Genomic DNA, 14,973 nt, shown 5'->3' with positions numbered 1-14,973 from the left:
GGCTAAAGGATTGATTGTCCTGTTGATTTCCAGTCTTTGACGAACGCATCCAAGCCCTTGTCAGTCAATGGATGCTCAGTCAATTTGCGGATCACCGCTGGTGGAATGGTCGCCACATCAGCACCCGCCAACGCGCTGTCGCTCACATGGTTGGCTGAGCGGATAGAGGCCGCAAGAATTTCGGTTTCAAACCCGTAATTGTCGTAAACGGTGCGGATATCTTCGATCAGCTGCATGCCATCTAGATTGATGTCGTCTAGGCGACCAATAAATGGCGACACATAGGTTGCACCCGCTTTAGCAGCCAACAGCGCTTGGTTCACGGAGAAACACAAGGTCACGTTGGTTTTCACGCCTTTATTGGTGAAATAGCGACAGGCTTTCAAACCTTCCATGGTCAAAGGCAGCTTGATCACCACATTGTCAGCCAATGAGGCGAGATAATCGCCTTCTTTCACCATGCCATCATAATCTGTGGCAGCCACTTCAGCTGAAACAGGACCTTCAATCAGGTCGCAGATTTCTTTCACCACTTCAATAAAGTCACGGCCAGATTTGGCAATAAGGCTTGGATTGGTGGTCACACCATCCAAAAGGCCAGATTCATTGAGTTCTTTAATGTCAGCAACTTCGGCTGTATCGACAAAAAATTTCATGATTTCCTTCCCTAGCGCTGAGTATATTCAGCTAATATTTGGCGCGACCGTTCCACATCGCGCATGGTTTGTTCTTTCAAAGCATCTACCGATGGAAACACAACCATATCCCGCAGCCGCGCCACAAAGCTGACATGAACAGCGAAATCATAAAGGTCGCGGTCGAAATCGTGGATGAAAGCCTCAAAACGTCGCTCGGTGACATCATCAAAGGTCGGATTGTCGCCAATGCTCATGGTCGCATGATATATCTTACGCTCATCTTCAATGGTCACCAAGCAGGCATAGACGCCATCGGGCGGTGTGGGGGCATCTGCGGCGACCGAGATGTTGGCAGTGGGGAAGCCCAATACTTGCCCGCGGCCATGGCCAGAAACCACATGTCCTGACAATATGATGTCATGCAAACTGAGGGCAGGGGCCGCTGACATCACGCATCGCCCATCAATTCACGAAATTGGCTTTGATGGAAAACAAGCGGATCGGTTTCAGCAAACAGCTCGGCCTCATGCACCTCGAGCATGATCATTTCATGATCACCCGCCGGAAACGCGGCACTTTGCCGACATTCGAGCCACAAGGCGCCGCCTTCAATCAAAATGGCACCACTGTTTTTGGTGGTCCATGCTGCGCCGTCAAAACGATCAGCTGTGCGCGACGCCAATTTTCGGCACAATTCGCTGTGGCCAGCGCCCAGTACAGTGAGGCCCAACCGCTCCGCCTTCGCCAGCAACGGCCATGTGGACGAAGTGTTGCCAACACATATGGACACAAGCGGCGGGTCCAGCGAGACTGAGTTGAAGGAGTTAACGGCAAATCCAACGGGTTTGCCCTCAATGAGTGCACAAACGGCAACAACACCTGTGGGGAAGACAGAAAAGGCACGGCGTAATTCGTTGGGCGAAATCGCTTCTGCTAATTGGGCTTGTGCTGACATTAAAATTCTCCCGGACCGTTTGGTGGTCCCTAAACTAATTTTGGTCTTATTTCGTTTGAACTATTCTATCTTGAATGTTCAAAAATGATCACGTAAACATAAGCTTATGTCGAACCTTACACGCCTCATGGTGCTTGGCGCCGTTCATCAATTTCAGCCTGTGCATGGATATTTTCTGCGCCAGGAACTGATCACTTGGCACGTTGACGAATGGGCCAACGTCAATCCCGGTTCCATATACAATGCGCTGTCGTCGCTCAAAAAAGATGGCTATGTGGAAGAGCATTGCATTGAGACAGAGGGCAAACGCCCCGAGCGCACGGTTTATAAAATGACGCCCGAAGGTAATGTCGAATTTATTCGCTTGCTGCGGAAAGTCATTTGGACCGTGGATGCGTTTGACACGAAATCCGGCATGGTACTGACCTCGTTCATGTTCGCCTTGAGCCGACAGGAAGTCATCGAAGTGCTTGAACATCGCGTGCGCGAAATCGACGCCCGTGTGAAAGCCAATGGCTATCATGTTGAAGATGTAGCGCAATCGGAAACCACGCCGCTCTATGTGCGCGAGATCTTCGAGCTGTCCACCACACGCCTGAAGGGCGAAAAGGAGTGGACCGAGGCGCTGCTGCAACGGCTGCATGATGGCGAATATAGCTTTGTCGGTGAAGAGCCCAGCAAACGCGGACGGCATCAGCCGTAACGACTTGATGGCAACCTTAGTCATAAGATCACCTGTTGCGTTTGCGGTGAATTGCTGATCATCACCTGAATGTTTTTCGATGATAAATTGTCGGTTTGCGCGCCCATCGCCATGGCGGTGAGAGCCCCTGCAGCGGATGCATGGCCAATCGCATGTTCAATTGAATGCCCAGAGGCCAGAGCTGCTGCAAAGGCCCCGCAAAAGGCGTCACCTGAGCCCGTTGTATCAACCGCATTGATGGGAAACGCAGAGGCAGTCTGTGCGGGGGCATCCCGTTCTGCCCACATCACACCATTGGCCCCCAGCGTCATCACGATGAGGGAAGGACCGGCTTGCCGCAAGGCATCAAAGCCGCCCAAATCCTCTGCCTCGGTTTCATTGACCACCAAAATATCAGCCAACGCCAAATGCTCGATGCCAACATCGCGGGATGGGGCTGCATTCAGCAAAGTCAGCACACCAAGGTGCTGGCTAATGGCCATGGCGGTTTTTGCTGCCTGAGAGCCAATTTCCATCTGCACCATCATCAAATCAGCCTCAACGAGTGCGTGTGGCAGTTGGGTTAGGTCCAACTGCTCATTGGCCCCCGGCACCACAATGATGGAGTTTTCCCCGCCGGATTGGCAGGAAATATAGGCCGTGCCCGTGGGTGCTTGCGGGTTGGTGCGCAGATAACGGTCACTTAGGCCGATCTGCGCGCAGACCTTGCGCAGATGCTGCGCCTCGCTGTCGGCACCAACTTGCCCCACAAATTGGGTGGAAGCGCCGCAGCGGTGGGCGGCAACGGCTTGATTGAAGCCCTTGCCGCCGGGCATTTTGCCCAACATTTTGCCCATAATGGTCTCGCCCGGCGCAGGGGCATGATCAACCTGCACCATAAGGTCCAAATTGATGCTGCCCACAACACAGACTTTTCCCAAAGCACCCATGATGGACTAGCCCTTCGCGCCAGCGCGATAGCCTGCGCCCGGGTGATCATCGCGCAATTGCGGTGTGGACGTGCCCACCAAACGCTCGCGCAATGTTGCCTCTGGATAACCTTCACGTGCATAGCCACGTTCACGCAAGATCGGCAACACTTTGGTTGCGAAATCCAAGGTTGAACCGGGCTGCGTGACCGGGGTCAGCAAAAAGCCGTCCAGATCGGTGGCGTCTGCCAATTCGCAAATATGATCTGCGATCACTTCGGCGGTGCCAACCAATGGTGCGGGTTTCACGCCGTGGGCATGCCAATCTGCCAACACGTCAGCGACGGTTTTATCGCCAAAACGTGCAATCTGAGTTTGCGACAGTTCGGTGTGCAGTGAGCTCATTTTTGTTTCTGGTGCGTAAGACGACAGGTCTAGCCCCGTGAACATGGCATAAGACGCGACAGCAACTTCTGGGTTTTGCGCATCCAAAACCTCTTTATATTTGCGTTCTGCTTCTTCCTTGGTATCGCCAATTACGCATGAAAACGCGCTCATCAATTTAATGGAATTGGCATCACGCCCAGCCTTTACAGCCTCATCACGGATGGACTTAACCTGTTCAGCCAGTTTTTCGGCTGTGCCACCGCCAAGGAAAATACATTCCCCGTGGGTGCCGCCAAATTGGCGGCCCCGTGGGGAGGAGCCAGCTTGGAACAGAACAGGCGTGCCTTGTGGCGAATAGGACGTGTTGGCATAGCCATAAGAATTGAAGTGTGTGCCCTCATGCTTAACGCGGTGCACTTTTTCAGGATTGGCGAAATGGCCATCCTTATTGCGCTCAATTGCATCTGGCTCCCAAGAACCTTCGAACAATTTATAGGACAGTTCCATAAACTCATCGGCCATGTCATAGCGATCATCATGGGCCACCATCGGCACACCGAAGGCCTTAACAGCGGTTTCAGCTGTGCCTGTTGTCACCACATTCCAGCCCAAACGGCCTTCGGAGAAATGGTCCAAGCTCGCCATGCGACGGGCAAACGAGTAGGGCTGTTCCAGAAGCGTTGACCCCGTTACCACCAACCCAAGATTTTTGGTTTGGCTGATAAGTGCGGCGGCGACAATAAACGGGTCCATACGCGGCAGATCCAAAGATTCAGTCGAGCATATATCTGGCCGCTCACCATTCACTTCAGACCAGCCCCATGCGTCCGCTAGGAACAGAAAGTCAAGTCCACCTTCTTCGCAAATGCGAGCGACTTCCTGCCAATATTCTAGCCGATCAAAATGATCGCGTTTATTGCCTTTATGGCGCCACGTGGCGGTGCCGGAATCGTTAGCCTGTGCGTTCTCAAACACACCAAAACGGAGTTGTTTCATCTTAAAACTCTTTCATTATTAGGGGCGGTGGGCGCAAAAGGAACGTTCGTCCTAGCGCCCAACAGCATTCTCGTCGCTCCACCACAAGACGCGCTTGCGGACGATGGCGAGGGCAGCGATCAACACGATACCCAAAAGGCAAAGCAGTGCGATTGATGCCCAAATCACCGGCAAATTGGCCTGTGCAGCGGCAATGGTGAGCAGGGAGCCAAGGCCCGCTTGTCGACCCGCAGCCACAAATTCCGCCACAGCAGCACCCACAACCGAAAGGGGAAGGGCAATGCGTAAACCGGCAAAGAAGAACGGCATGGAACCAGGGAAGCGCAGATCACGGAAGATCTCCCAGCGGCTGGCGTGAAGCGTGCGCAACACATCCAAGGCGCGTGGATCAGCTTCTTTCAGCCCGGCAAGGGAGTTCACCAGCATCGGGAAGAACACAACCAAGCCCGTCACAATATATTTGGGCAACATGCCGAAACCGAACGCCACCACAAGCGCAGGGGCAATCGCCACCACAGGCGTGACCATGATCACCACCATAAGGGGCATCACTGCGCGCTCAATCAGCGGAAATTCGCACATGATTACAGCGAGGATAAATCCTGCAAATATGCCCATACTCGCGCCGATGGCAATTTCCTGCCCGGTGACCAACAAGTTCGTCCAATACATTTGTGGCGAGCTCATCAAGCTGTTGCCAATGGCGTCCAAAGTGGGGATCACATACGGATTGGCATAGGCAACAAACTGCCAAAGCAAGGCGACGGCAATAAAGGTCACAATGGTCGGCATGGACGATATCACCATGGATACAAGCTTATAATCGTGCAACGGACGCATGGATTTTTGGGTCATTTTTGCATCAGTGGGTGTCGTATTAGCCATGAGCCTGCCTCATCACTGTTTTCAAACTGTTGCGCACATAGCCCTCCAAATCGCGGAATGTGTCTGTGGCATAGGCTGCTTCTTCACGCGGACGTGGCAAATCAACGGGAATGATCTCGGCAATGCGGCCCGGATGGGCAGCCATCAAGATAATGCGATCTGACAACATGATCGCTTCAGGTACCGAGTGGGTCACAAACATCACTGACTTGCGGTTGGATTGCCAAAACTCGAGCAAGCCCATGCGCTGTTGATCGCGGTTCATCTCATCAAGAGCGGAAAAGGGCTCGTCCATCAACATGACGGCCGGATCAAACACAAAGGCCCGGGCGATGGCGACGCGTTGCTGCATGCCGCCCGATAACTGGCCGGGAAATTTATGCATGGCATTTCCCAAGCCGAAGGACCGCAAAAGGGCTTCCGGGTCACGCAGTTCGCGACCCTTATTTGACCCCTTATTGACCAAAAGTGGCAAACGCACATTGTCCAAAACTGTGCGCCAAGGCAACAGAGCAGGGGATTGCGGCACCAATCCAATTGATTTCGCCTGTGCCGCAGCCTTTACCGGGCTGCCATTAATCTCCACTTGGCCAGAGTCGGCCTTTGATAGCCCTGCTACCAGCTTCAGCAATGTGGATTTGCCACACCCGCTTGGCCCGATAACCGAAACAAATTCGCCCTTTTTGATGTTGAAGCTGACATCATCAAGAACTGTGATTTTCGCACCTTCAGGACCAAAGCCCTTCGATACATTCTTCACCATTACGCCGACATCATCATCCGCGGGGAGTGATGATGCAGGCTGGCTGCTAACATCTTGCATCAACATCACCGATTAGCGTGGCCACTGAAGCTTGCCATCCACATAAAGGGAGGCAACAAGATCGGCGTCCATCATCTCGTCAATCGCGGGAAGTTCAGCAAGTTCGCCATATTTTTCAACCATGGCGTGCTCGTTTTCCCAGTCCGCAGGCGTATGTACGCCCGGTGATTTTTCGGCATTTCGAACCCATGAGGATTCCACAGCCCATGTGCGGGCCTGTTGATCTTCGGGGAATGCAGATCCCTGATTGTTTGCAGCAGCTAGAGCGCTAATTTGCTGAACGCAATCTTGTTCGTTCGTCAAACAAAATTCGAGCGCCCGCAATGAAGCGCGCATAAAATCAGCAGCAACCTCACGGTGGTCAGCCAAGAATTGTGAGTTCACTTCCATCACATTATATGTGCCCTGAAGGCCAAATTCCTCCGGACGGAACTCGTTGAAAGGCATTCCAATTGACCGTAATTTCTCGGGCTGATTTGATGCGTAGCCAACAATTGCATCAATTTGACCACGCGGAACCACTGTTGGGTCATAGTTGGTCATTTTGATCAAGCTGACCTTCGACAAATCAACATCAGCAGCTTCCAGCATTGCTTTCGCGATTGGAGTGATGTTGATGAAATATCCAAGGGTGCCGCCTTCAAGATCTTTCAAAGACTTGATCTTCTCATTGGCGAAAATGGAAAATGGCGAATTGTTGCCATAGGTTGCAACGGCCTTCAAATTGCGGCTGTTCGCTGCCGCCAGCATCACATCCGATGCAGAGCCAAGGGCTGTGAATTGAGCTTGCCCGGAAGCAACCAACAATTGTCCGTTTGCGCCGCCTGCGTTAATGTCGACATCGAGACAAAGTGCGTCGAAAAAGCCGAACTCCTTCGCCAAAAATACGTCAAGCTGACCAGCACTTGCGGAGTAGCCATAGCCTGACACATATGTAATGGTGCCAATAGACTGATTGCGGGCACATTCTTCCGCGCTAATCACCACATTATCTTGTGCCATCGCGCTGCCGGCCACAAAACTGGCGGGCAGGGCAGCCGCAGCGGCAAGCGCGATCGTGCCCAATGCTGTCATACAAGCGCGACCGCGCCGTTTAATCTTATTTGAATCCATTTTCATGATTCATCTCCTCTCCTCGCAATTCATGCAAAAAGTTACATATCAAAATTTCATTAGTCAACTTTGAATAATATAAATGTGAATAAGTGGGGCTGTGCGAATGCGGCCGGGCGTAAAATTTCTATGATTTGCAGGATGTTGGGGTGTTTTTGCTGCTCACTTGGCAGGGCGGTCATTCCGGCCCAAATACCAAGCAAGAGCGAACTAGACAGACATTTGAGAATAAGATTGTATGGATTTCGAATTCAACGAACCGGCTGAAAAACTTGTCTAAACAACCCTCTTTAAAGATGATCGCAGAACGAACTGGCTTTGCCGTCACAACCGTGTCCAAGGCGTTACGTGATGCGCCAAACATTTCAGCCAAAACCAAAAAATATGTGCGCAGCATTGCAGATGAAATTGGCTATCAGCCAGACCGGGCTGGCGTTTCCCTGCGTACTGGAAAAACATATAAGATTGCATTGCTGATGCAGCTTGAAGATGAAATCTCCGATTTCTCACGCCGCCTGATTTTGGGGATGGCTCGCATCTTTGAAAGCACACCTTATGAACTGGTGTTCTATCCGATTTTGCCTGACCATGACGAATTGGATGAAGTGATCAAGATCGTGCGCAATCGGCTGGTGGATGGGTTGGTGTTGGCACAAACTGCGCCTGACGACCCGCGTGTCGCCTATGCACAAGAGCATAATTTCCCCGTCGTTACACACGGGCGCACTGCGCTAGAAGCGCCTCATGCCTATTACGATTTCGATAATGAGATTTTTGCGCATCAGGCCGCAAAACGCCTGATGGAATTGGGCTGCAATGAAATTGGGTTGCTCGCGCCGGAACAACATCTAACCTATTTCCAGCACCTGCAAACTGGCCTTGAACGGGCCATTATGGGCGCAAATTGTGAAATTTCTAATTTCCGCGCACAAGTGAAGCCCGGCGAAGATTATGTCCGCTGGCTGCGTGAGGCAACAATTGAGGCCGTTCAAGAAGGCACGATGCCGAAAGGTGTCATTTGCTCAGGCGAAATGGCGGCACTTGCGGTTATGGATGGCGTCAAATCTGCTGGCGGCGAGGTTGGGAGCGATGTGCAAATCATCTCGCGCAAAACCTCATCGCTCCTCGAGTTTTTACACCCGCGCATTGATTGGGTGGAGGAAGACTTGATTGAGGCGGGCGAACATTTGGCTAAATTGCTGCTCCAACGCATTCAGGGCGTTGATCCCAAACAATTGCAAATTATCGGTTCGCCCGCCATTGGGTGGTGAGACTTAGCCCCAAGCTGCAGCTAGGGTAAGAATTTCAAATGGTTTCAATTCAATTTCAATCTCACCAGATTGCGTGCGTTCAATTGGCCTTTGATGTTGCTCCAACAAGTTGGTGGCAAATACCTCACCCAATCTCTCATCCAATTGTACTGTGAAACGCGTGCGTTTGCCGCTCTCTTCACAGAGGCGGAAAATCACATGCTGGCCGTCCTCGCTAATTTTTGCCGCGTGAAGAACGACATTTTGGGGCGACAGCTTAATCAAGGATTGGCTGTCTATTTGAGGCGTTGAGGCAAAGTCGTTGCCTCGCACTTTCAACGGAACAGCAAAGTCCAACGCGCGCTGGTTGATCGTCTCGAGCTTCTCCAAACCTTCACTTACTGTGATTGCATAGCGACAAACATGTTGTTCTTGGTCCGCCGTTGGATGCGGATAAATGCCCGATTTGATTAGTGTCAGCCCAAATTGGGTATCCTGTGCGCTATATCCATATTTGCAATCATTGAGCACGCCGATGGCAAAATCCGCTTCTTCAAATGCGACCCAGCGATGCATGCTGGCTTCAAACCGTGCTTGATCCCAGCTGGTGTTGCGATGGGTAGGGCGTGTGACATGGCCAAATTGAATTTGCGATTTGATGTGATCGCTAACCACATCGAAATCAAACTCTGCTTTCAGCAATGATTGGCTTTCTTGCCAGTCAGCGAAGAAATCAAACTCAAGCTGACGCGCATCCACCTGCAACGAGATAATCTGCACAATAGTTGAATTGTTATATTGCCGCTCGAGACGAATAGCAGCGCGGTGCGGGCCGGTTTCAATCACTTCGAGGGTCGCGGGCGCGTCCACCAGCCAAGATTTTTCCTGGTGGAACCAATCAATGTCCCATGCATCCCAACGCAGTGGCTTGTCCTCATAAACGCGCAACTGGTTGCCCAGCGTGCCACCACGCAGCAGTTCGCGCTGGCTTTGCTTGTCGAAAATGCTCACGATGTCGCCTTGTGGATTCAATTCGATCCGCACAAAGACATTTTCTAAATGGTCTCTACCAACGGAAAGCTCTGCAATGCTGTCCGTCGCACGGGCGGCTAAGGTGGGGCGAAGTGACTGAAATGCTGGCATTTCATCAACTGGGGCGCTTTCATAGCTGCTGCCATCGGCCCGGTGAACTTGCTGGATTGCGCACGGGCCAGCGCCAAAATCAATGGCCAAACTTTCGATGTCAGGATCAAGTTCCACCATGCGGTTGCGGCGCTCTACGCCCACGCTGTTCAGCAAATTGGCGTGTTCGCCAAATGCCAGCTTGTGCAGGTTAAGCCGCAGCTTTTCGCCCCGCTCGAACAGTTCAGCATAATCCCGATCGCTATCCTCATAGACTTCAGGGATAGAGGTGCCGGGCAAAATGTCATGGAATTGATTGAGCATCAAGATTTTCCATAGCGCATCAATTTCGGCCAAGGCGTCGTCAATGGCTTCACCATTCAGCTTTGCCAAAACACTCAGCAATTCCAATTCACGCAGCAAATGCTCTCCATTGGCGTTGTTGCGCTTATTTTTGGCCAAAGAGGTGAGGGTGCCGCGATGATATTCGAGATAAAGCTCGCCCACCCAACGCGGGAAATCTATGTCGCTTTCCGCAATGGTTTGCCGCAACCGATCAAAATAGGGGCGAATGCCCTCAAGTTTGAGTTTCGGTAGACCCGGCACGCCCTTTTCCATGCGCTTGGCGTTTTCCAGCATCACTTTGCAGGGACCACCACCACCATCGCCATGTCCAAACGGCACCAGCACATTTTGGTTCAGCGCTTTTGGTTCATAGCGGTTCCACGCACCAACCGCCGAACTAACATCCAAATGCGGGCCATAATCCGTGCGGTGGTCGCCGCGATGACCTTTGTCGTCAGTTTGTGCTGTGATCAAATAGGCGGTGACATTGGTGCCATCAATGCCCTGCCACTCAAATGTGTCATTGGGCATACGGTTGGTGTCGTTCCAAGAGCATTTGGAGGTGACAAAAATGTCCAAACCAGTTTGTGCCATTAATTGGGGAATTGCGGCGGTATAGCCAAAAGTGTCAGGCAGCCAGAGCACACGCGGGGTAATGCCAAATTCGTCCTGCTGGAATTTGACGCCGCGCAAGATTTGCCGCACCAAAGACTCGCCAGAAATAATGTTCACATCCGGCTCTAGCCACATCGCGCCTTCGATCTCGAATTGACCAGAATTGACGTGTTTTTTGATCCGATCAAACAGTTCTGGCGCATCTTCCTTCAGCCATTCAAATAGAATGCACTGATTGTACATGAACACAAAATCCGGATATTCATCCATCAGCTTGCAAGCGGTGGACATGGATCGAACCATCTTTTCCCGCGTTTGCGAGATCGGCCAAAGCCATGCTACGTCAATATGCGTATGGCCAACTGCGGAGATGGTTGGCGCATGCCTGTCGGCACCAAACAAGTCCTTTGCCACTTCGAGTGCTTTGTGAATTGAGGCCGAAAATGCCTCGTCTCGCGATCGCAAATCAATGCTGGCGAAAGCCCGATCAATGACGTTGAAGAGATGGTGCCGCCGCGCGTCATTTTCATCAAGCCGTCGTGCAGATTCAAATGATATCGCCAAATCATAATATAGATCAGCGGCATCATCATGTTGCTCACACCACACCAGCCCCACGCCAAGCTGGCGCTCAATTTCTGCTGTATAGGCGTTGATATGGATCGTTGCAGTGCCAGCCGATTGTTGTGCAGCTGGCAAGTAGAGCTCGCGGTGAAACCCATCAAATGCCTGACAGATCTGTCCGTCCAAATAAGCTTGGCATTGCGGATCCGTTCGACCCAGCAATATCTCGTTCTTCGCGATCAGTTTGAGGTACGGGGTTATGCCGGCATCGGTTTGCGGCACGGTTAGTTTTCCGGCAAACCAATGGTGGCCTGCTGGTGTGCCCCACGCAAAATCGCCTTCAACCTGTGGCCAACTTTTCCAATCCATGCCAAGAACGTTGGCAGCGCTTGCATCGCCTTGCCACTCATGCAACGGCACGCTTGCCACGGCTTCACGCCAAGCCATTTGCTTGAGCAAATTAAGATAATGATTGAGTTTTTCTTCTTGTTTTTGATTATGCATAAAATTTGGCTTGCTCAGAGTAGGATGAATTGGGGGCGAGATAGGCTGCGCCGCGCGCGGCTTGCAGTGCGCTGTCGCCAACAATCTCGAATTTAGTTTTTATTTCTTTTGAAAAGCAGAGCGGTTCGACTTGTGCAAAAACCTCGTGCCACAAGCGCGTTTGCGCCGCCATGCCGCCACCAATTACAATGCGATGTGGGTCTAGCAATTGGATGATGTTGACAAGATAATGGGCAAAACTACGCTTGAACTGGTCAAGACTGGCGAGAGCTGCATTGTCTTGGCGGTTGGCGTCGGCCAAAATCTCAATCGCCGACCGCTCACGCTGGCTTTGCCGGGCATGAAACTGCGAAAGACCCGTGCCAGACAAAAGCTGCTCGGTGCAACCGCGCTGGCCGCAATAACATGTCGGCCAATCCGCCGTCGCCTCTGGCAAAAGACTTAGTGGCACGTGACCGGCCTCCGCGGCTAAACCAGCCGCGCCTTTGATCAATTGACCGTCTTTGACCAAACCGCCGCCAAGCCCCGTGCCAACGGTCAGGGCATAAACCATCTCGGGCGATGCCCCGGTTTCGCTATGCGCACAGGACAAAGCGAAGCAATTGGCATCATTTTCGATGATGACATCCTGCGAAAGAGCTTGCGAAAAATGCGCTGCGAGGTCATGCCCATTTAGCGCCAAAATATTGGCGTTACGCCAGGATGCGGTTTCTGGATGAGCGCTACCCGGGGCGCAAATGCCGATAAAATCGATCTGGCCGAAATAGGCGCGAAAATGGGTCACGCCATCGATCAGCGTCTGGGTGATATCGGCAAGCGATTTCGGGGTATTCACCCGCCGTTCGGCCACCAGCTCGCCATCGCGTAGCAGCACAAACTGAATTTTTGTGCCACCAATATCGATGCCGAGCCGGGGAGGAGAAGCTGCGCTATCGACCATAGATGTCCTCGTAGCGCACAATGTCGTCTTCGCCCAAATAGCTGCCATACTGCACTTCGATAATGTCGACAGGGGCGTCGGAGAAGTTTTCAATTCGATGAATGGCGCCCTGCGGAATATCCACAGATTGACCTGCCTCCAGGTCAAACTTATCTTCTCCCAAGGTAATTGTTGCAGTACCCCGCGCCACGACCCAATGTTCGGCGCGATGCTTGTGACTTTGCAACGATAATTGACCTTCGGGCTTGACCTGAATGATCTTGCTCTTAAAGCCGTCACCTTCGGTCAAGACGGTGAAGCTACCCCAAGGACGTTCTTCAAATTGTGGGTGGGTTGAGTTATCCATTTTTGTGCTCCGAAATGGCATGGCCGTTTTCATCAAATAGGTGCAAATCATCAGGCTGGAATTGACACCCAATTTTCTCGCCGATCGCGGTGCGATCAATGCCGGGCACGCGCACCACAAATGGTTTGTCGGCGCCATGGTTGATGTAGAAAATTGTGTCCGACCCCAAGCGCTCCACCACGTCGATAGTGCCCACCAGATGGGCGTTTTCATCCGCTGCTGTCACTTTGATGTGTTCGGGGCGGAAGCCATAGGTTTGTGCTTTGGGGTTAGCAAGCGACGAAGGCAGATTGAGCGCGCCATCATCATGGGCAACGAAATTCATTTTGGGAGAGCCCAAAAAGCCTGCCACAAATAGATTTGCGGGATTGCTATAAAGATCAAGTGGTGTGCCCACTTGTTCAACTTGCCCAGCATTCATCACCACAATGCGGTCGGCCAACGTCATGGCTTCCACCTGATCGTGGGTCACATAAACCATTGTGGTGCCAAGTCGTTGGTGCAGCTTGGCAATCTCAATCCGCATTTCAATACGCAATGCAGCGTCGAGGTTGGATAAGGGTTCATCGAATAAGAAAATCTGTGGGTCGCGCACAATTGCACGACCCATGGCAACACGTTGACGCTGGCCACCAGAGAGAGCTTTAGGGAACCGATCCATCAATTTGTCCAGCCCCAAAATGCCTGCAGCATGTGAGGTGCGCTCTTGCTTTTCAGCGGCAGCGCGCTTGCGCAACTCAAGGCTGAAGCCCAAATTGCGCTCCACATTCATATGCGGATATAGCGCGTAGGATTGGAACACCATGGCGATATCGCGGTCTCGTGGCTCGAGATCATTGACGCGCGTTTCGCCAAAAATCATGTCGCCAGAGCTAACAGGTTCCAGCCCTGCAATCATCCGCAGCAATGTGGACTTGCCGCATCCAGAGGGGCCAACCAGAACAACAAATTCGCCTTTGTCGAACTGAAGTGAAATGTCTTTGAGCACATGCACCGGCCCAAAGCGTTTATTGATGCTGTTTAGCGTAATCGCAGTCATAATCAGCCTTTCACAGCGCCTGCGGTCAAACCTTTGACCAGGAACCGCTGGATAAGAATAAAGAACAAGCAGCTTGGAATAAGGGCGAGGGTGCCTGCGGCCATCATCTGCCCCCAATCCACTGCAAATTTGGACACGAAGGTTTTAAGGCCCACGGGAAAAGTCATCTTGTCATCAGAGTTGATGAGCATCAGTGCGAACAAAAGCTCGCTCCAAGCAGCGGTGAAGATGAAGCCAAGTGTGGCAGCCAAACCGGGCAAGGTGAGCGGAAAAATCACTTTGCGTAGCGCTTCAAACCGGGTGCAGCCATCAATCATGGCTGCTTCTTCGAGGTCTTTAGGAATGCCATCGAAAAAGCCCTGCATCAGGAAGGTGGCAAACGGCACGTTGAACGCGGTGTATACAATGATCAGACCGGTTAGACTGTCGAGAAGGCGCAGTCCGGCCATGATCTTGTATATCGGCGCAATGATCATCAGGAGAGGGAACATCTGAGTGATCAGCATCAAGGCAATGATGATGGCCTTGCCGCGAAAGTGGAAGCGGGAGAAGGCATAGCCGGCCGCCGTTGCCACCAATGTGGTGAAGAAAGCTGTGCCCAAGCTCACAATCATGGAGTTTTTGAAGTAGACCAGAAAGTCAGTCAAAAACAGCACCGAGACAAAATTGTCTAAGGTGAAACTAGAAGGCCAAATTTGCGTGCCTTCTGTGTAAATCAACCGATCTGGTGTGACGGCGATTTTGACCAGCCAATAGATTGGAAACAAAGCAAACAGCACATACAGCGCGATTGCGGCATAGCGCAGCGTTGCGCCAATGGGGAAAGCGGTCTTTTGCATA

At 52.0% G+C, this 14,973-nt stretch carries 15 protein-coding genes; 2 read left to right on the top strand and 13 right to left on the bottom strand.

All coding sequences use genetic code 11. The features are described 5' to 3' along the window. Nucleotides 1–2: 2 nt before the first annotated feature. Genes fsa through ACP15Y_RS02735 form a run of 3 tightly spaced genes read right to left on the bottom strand, consistent with a single transcriptional unit; the run spans nt 3 to nt 1,593 of the window. The gene (gene fsa / locus ACP15Y_RS02745; RefSeq protein ID WP_424981474.1) at nt 3–656 is read right to left on the bottom strand and encodes a fructose-6-phosphate aldolase; all 654 of its coding nucleotides are present in this window, start codon (nt 654–656) and stop codon (nt 3–5) included. A gap of 11 nt (nt 657–667) precedes the next feature. Then, nucleotides 668–1,087 carry a riboflavin kinase gene (locus ACP15Y_RS02740; RefSeq protein ID WP_424981473.1) on the bottom strand — a complete coding sequence of 140 codons (420 nt, stop codon included), beginning with the start codon at nt 1,085–1,087 and terminating at the stop codon, nt 668–670. Then, the gene (locus ACP15Y_RS02735; RefSeq protein ID WP_424981472.1) at nt 1,087–1,593 is read right to left on the bottom strand and encodes a flavin reductase family protein; all 507 of its coding nucleotides are present in this window, start codon (nt 1,591–1,593) and stop codon (nt 1,087–1,089) included. The genes ACP15Y_RS02740 and ACP15Y_RS02735 overlap by 1 nt, the downstream gene beginning before the upstream one ends. 106 nt (nt 1,594–1,699) lie before the next feature. On the opposite strand from ACP15Y_RS02735, the gene ACP15Y_RS02730 reads away from it, so the two are divergent. After that, a complete protein-coding gene (locus ACP15Y_RS02730) occupies nt 1,700–2,296 on the top strand; it encodes a PadR family transcriptional regulator (RefSeq protein ID WP_424981471.1) in 597 nt (198 codons plus the stop codon). Between the two features lie 20 nt (nt 2,297–2,316). On the opposite strand, the gene ACP15Y_RS02725 is transcribed toward ACP15Y_RS02730, so the two are convergent. From ACP15Y_RS02725 to ACP15Y_RS02705, 5 genes are read right to left on the bottom strand one after another with little or no spacing between them, the layout of a single operon-like run. After that, nucleotides 2,317–3,225 carry a ribokinase gene (locus tag ACP15Y_RS02725; RefSeq protein ID WP_424981470.1) on the bottom strand — a complete coding sequence of 303 codons (909 nt, stop codon included), beginning with the start codon at nt 3,223–3,225 and terminating at the stop codon, nt 2,317–2,319. 6 nt (nt 3,226–3,231) lie between these two features. Then, nucleotides 3,232–4,587, bottom strand: coding sequence for an NtaA/DmoA family FMN-dependent monooxygenase (locus tag ACP15Y_RS02720; RefSeq protein WP_424981469.1), 1,356 nt, complete (start codon nt 4,585–4,587; stop codon nt 3,232–3,234). Between the two features lie 51 nt (nt 4,588–4,638). After that, a complete protein-coding gene (locus ACP15Y_RS02715; RefSeq protein WP_424981468.1) occupies nt 4,639–5,472 on the bottom strand; it encodes an ABC transporter permease in 834 nt (277 codons plus the stop codon). Next, complete coding sequence (locus ACP15Y_RS02710; protein WP_424981467.1) at nt 5,465–6,295, bottom strand: ABC transporter ATP-binding protein; 831 nt, start codon at nt 6,293–6,295, stop codon at nt 5,465–5,467. Before ACP15Y_RS02710 ends, ACP15Y_RS02715 begins: the two co-directional genes overlap by 8 nt. Nucleotides 6,296–6,307: 12 nt before the next feature. Then, nucleotides 6,308–7,414 carry an ABC transporter substrate-binding protein gene (locus ACP15Y_RS02705; RefSeq protein WP_424981466.1) on the bottom strand — a complete coding sequence of 369 codons (1,107 nt, stop codon included), beginning with the start codon at nt 7,412–7,414 and terminating at the stop codon, nt 6,308–6,310. Between the two features lie 290 nt (nt 7,415–7,704). Here ACP15Y_RS02705 and ACP15Y_RS02700 point away from each other — a divergent pair, with 290 nt between their 5' ends. Further along, entirely contained in the window at nt 7,705–8,679 is a 975-nt protein-coding gene (locus ACP15Y_RS02700) for a LacI family DNA-binding transcriptional regulator (protein ID WP_424981465.1), read from the top strand. 3 nt (nt 8,680–8,682) lie between these two features. On the opposite strand, the gene ACP15Y_RS02695 is transcribed toward ACP15Y_RS02700, so the two are convergent. The 5 genes from ACP15Y_RS02695 to ACP15Y_RS02675 are packed head-to-tail and all read right to left on the bottom strand — an operon-like array spanning nt 8,683 to nt 14,972. Further along, a complete protein-coding gene (locus ACP15Y_RS02695; protein WP_424981464.1) occupies nt 8,683–11,808 on the bottom strand; it encodes an alpha-mannosidase in 3,126 nt (1,041 codons plus the stop codon). Continuing rightward, entirely contained in the window at nt 11,801–12,748 is a 948-nt protein-coding gene (locus ACP15Y_RS02690) for an ROK family protein (protein WP_424981463.1), read from the bottom strand. The genes ACP15Y_RS02695 and ACP15Y_RS02690 overlap by 8 nt, the downstream gene beginning before the upstream one ends. After that, nucleotides 12,738–13,094: a phosphomannose isomerase type II C-terminal cupin domain gene (locus ACP15Y_RS02685; RefSeq protein ID WP_424981462.1), complete on the bottom strand. Its 357-nt coding sequence runs from the start codon at nt 13,092–13,094 to the stop codon at nt 12,738–12,740. The genes ACP15Y_RS02690 and ACP15Y_RS02685 overlap by 11 nt, the downstream gene beginning before the upstream one ends. Beyond that, nucleotides 13,087–14,133, bottom strand: a complete 1,047-nt coding sequence (locus ACP15Y_RS02680; protein ID WP_424981461.1) for an ABC transporter ATP-binding protein — start codon at nt 14,131–14,133, stop codon at nt 13,087–13,089. The genes ACP15Y_RS02685 and ACP15Y_RS02680 overlap by 8 nt, the downstream gene beginning before the upstream one ends. A 2-nt stretch (nt 14,134–14,135) precedes the next feature. Further along, nucleotides 14,136–14,972: a carbohydrate ABC transporter permease gene (locus ACP15Y_RS02675; protein WP_424981460.1), complete on the bottom strand. Its 837-nt coding sequence runs from the start codon at nt 14,970–14,972 to the stop codon at nt 14,136–14,138. Between the last annotated feature and the right edge of the window lies 1 nt (nt 14,973).

The sequence above is a fragment of the Maritalea sp. S77 genome (assembly GCF_049801075.1).
Lineage (GTDB): Bacteria > Pseudomonadota > Alphaproteobacteria > Rhizobiales > Devosiaceae > Maritalea.
Note: the sequence above shows the minus strand (reverse complement) of the source record. Positions and strands in the feature narration are given on the sequence as shown.

What these genes read in the sequence shown, in the direction of transcription:
- fsa (WP_424981474.1), bottom strand. Translation starts at nt 656, where the DNA reads ATGAAATTTTTTGTCGATACAGCCGAAGTTGCTGACATTAAAGAACTC.
- ACP15Y_RS02740 (WP_424981473.1), bottom strand. Translation starts at nt 1,087, where the DNA reads ATGTCAGCGGCCCCTGCCCTCAGTTTGCATGACATCATATTGTCAGGA.
- ACP15Y_RS02735 (WP_424981472.1), bottom strand. Translation starts at nt 1,593, where the DNA reads ATGTCAGCACAAGCCCAATTAGCAGAAGCGATTTCGCCCAACGAATTA.
- ACP15Y_RS02730 (WP_424981471.1), top strand. Translation starts at nt 1,700, where the DNA reads ATGTCGAACCTTACACGCCTCATGGTGCTTGGCGCCGTTCATCAATTT.
- ACP15Y_RS02725 (WP_424981470.1), bottom strand. Translation starts at nt 3,225, where the DNA reads ATGGGTGCTTTGGGAAAAGTCTGTGTTGTGGGCAGCATCAATTTGGAC.
- ACP15Y_RS02720 (WP_424981469.1), bottom strand. Translation starts at nt 4,587, where the DNA reads ATGAAACAACTCCGTTTTGGTGTGTTTGAGAACGCACAGGCTAACGAT.
- ACP15Y_RS02715 (WP_424981468.1), bottom strand. Translation starts at nt 5,472, where the DNA reads ATGGCTAATACGACACCCACTGATGCAAAAATGACCCAAAAATCCATG.
- ACP15Y_RS02710 (WP_424981467.1), bottom strand. Translation starts at nt 6,295, where the DNA reads ATGCAAGATGTTAGCAGCCAGCCTGCATCATCACTCCCCGCGGATGAT.
- ACP15Y_RS02705 (WP_424981466.1), bottom strand. Translation starts at nt 7,414, where the DNA reads ATGAAAATGGATTCAAATAAGATTAAACGGCGCGGTCGCGCTTGTATG.
- ACP15Y_RS02700 (WP_424981465.1), top strand. Translation starts at nt 7,705, where the DNA reads ATGATCGCAGAACGAACTGGCTTTGCCGTCACAACCGTGTCCAAGGCG.
- ACP15Y_RS02695 (WP_424981464.1), bottom strand. Translation starts at nt 11,808, where the DNA reads ATGCATAATCAAAAACAAGAAGAAAAACTCAATCATTATCTTAATTTG.
- ACP15Y_RS02690 (WP_424981463.1), bottom strand. Translation starts at nt 12,748, where the DNA reads ATGGTCGATAGCGCAGCTTCTCCTCCCCGGCTCGGCATCGATATTGGT.
- ACP15Y_RS02685 (WP_424981462.1), bottom strand. Translation starts at nt 13,094, where the DNA reads ATGGATAACTCAACCCACCCACAATTTGAAGAACGTCCTTGGGGTAGC.
- ACP15Y_RS02680 (WP_424981461.1), bottom strand. Translation starts at nt 14,133, where the DNA reads ATGACTGCGATTACGCTAAACAGCATCAATAAACGCTTTGGGCCGGTG.
- ACP15Y_RS02675 (WP_424981460.1), bottom strand. Translation starts at nt 14,972, where the DNA reads ATGCAAAAGACCGCTTTCCCCATTGGCGCAACGCTGCGCTATGCCGCA.